Origin of the sequence: Amycolatopsis sp. NPDC059235 (assembly GCF_042754125.1) — a bacterium.
Classification (GTDB): Bacteria; Actinomycetota; Actinomycetes; order Mycobacteriales; family Pseudonocardiaceae; genus Amycolatopsis; species Amycolatopsis albidoflava.
This window is the reverse complement of the sequence record NZ_JBHZAG010000190.1, coordinates 1-1,376: the sequence shown is the minus strand read 5'-3', so window position 1 is coordinate 1,376 and position 1,376 is coordinate 1. Positions and strand designations below refer to the sequence as shown.

At 68.5% G+C, this 1,376-nt stretch carries 1 protein-coding gene; it reads right to left on the bottom strand.

From position 1 onward, the window contains the following. Positions 1-169: 169 nt before the first annotated feature. Positions 170-769 carry a DUF2567 domain-containing protein gene (locus ACFXI3_RS47100; RefSeq protein WP_344268282.1) on the bottom strand — a complete coding sequence of 200 codons (600 nt, stop codon included), beginning with the start codon at positions 767-769 and terminating at the stop codon, positions 170-172. Positions 770-1,376: the final 607 nt, after the last annotated feature.

Here is a 1,376-nt window from a genome sequence, read left to right as displayed (position 1 = left end):
GCACCCAGCCCCTCCCCCGCACCCCGATACGAAGCGTCCCTGCGGTCTGGGGGTGCTTGTCAAGGCATCTTTCCCGCCTTGACAAGCGCCCCCAGACCGTCAGCACAATCACGCTTCGGGGTGCCCCACGCAACCCAAACGGCAATGTCGCCGCCAGGCGACGAGCCGCTCACCCCAGCCGCCGCCCAAGATCCTCGCGCCCGTTCCACGCCGTCATCAACGCGTAAACCAAACAGGTCACCAACGGCGCGGCCAGCACCACCCACCCCGTCTCGATCCGAGGCGCCTGCTCGATCACCGCCCCCAACGCGGGCGGCGCGTCAACCGAATACTTCGAGTTGGCGAACGCGGGCCCCATCTGCGTCCCGAGCCAAGCCGCGACCAACGCCCCGCCGGCCGCCGCCACCAGCACCACCGGCCCGCGCCGCTCCCGCAGGAACCACACCACCAGCCCGATCAGCAACCCGGTAGCCATCGCCAGAAACCCGAACACGGCCAGATCGTCGAACCGATGCCAGCTCTCCAACTCCAACGGCGCCAGCTGACCGTTAGTGCTGATCACCCGCACCCGCTCGGCCGGAGCAAGAAGAGACCACAACCAGCCCATCGGAATCCCGAGCAACGCAGCCGTCGACAGGACGCTCACCGCAGGAAGAAGATCAGCCTTCACCACCACCCGCGGACGCTGCGGCGGAAACAACACCGGCACCGACCAGCCCTCGGCAACCGCTGACGACCGATGCGCCGCCTTTCCCGCGGAATCGACCACCGGGGACTCCCTTCCCTGCGCGTGCGTTCTGCGAGTGTGCGGGACTGAGGGTAACTGGTTGTGCCCAAGACAGCGGCGAACGGCTCGTGGTTTGAGCCAAGCCCGGCGGGAATGGATGGGAGGCTGGGCAGGGCGGGTGTTGCGGGCTTGGGTCGCTTACGGCGGGGAGGGTGCGCGGTCTCGGACAAGCTGGGGTGCTGAGGTCGCAGCTTGGGTCAAGACGGGTGCTGACGGCTCGCGGCTGGCCAAGCTGGGCGGGTCCGGTACGCAGGCTGAGCGCAGAGGCTCGCGGTCTTGCCTAGGCGGGGTGCGGAAGGCTCGCTGTTGCGGTCACGTCGGGTGCCAAGGGTTCGCAGCCTCGGTCGAGCTGAGCGGGAACGGTTCGCAGCCTCGGGTCAGCTCGATACCCACGGCACCCAGCCTCGCTCGAGCCGGGCGGCCACCCCACCCAGCCTCGGCCCAGCCCGACGCCCACGGCACCCAGCCCGGCTCAAGCCGACCGATCACCCCACCAGCCTCAGCCCAGCCCGATACCCACGGCACCCAGCCCCACTCAAGCCGACAGTACACCCTACACAGCCTCAGCACGCCAGTATAAAAAAGTCAA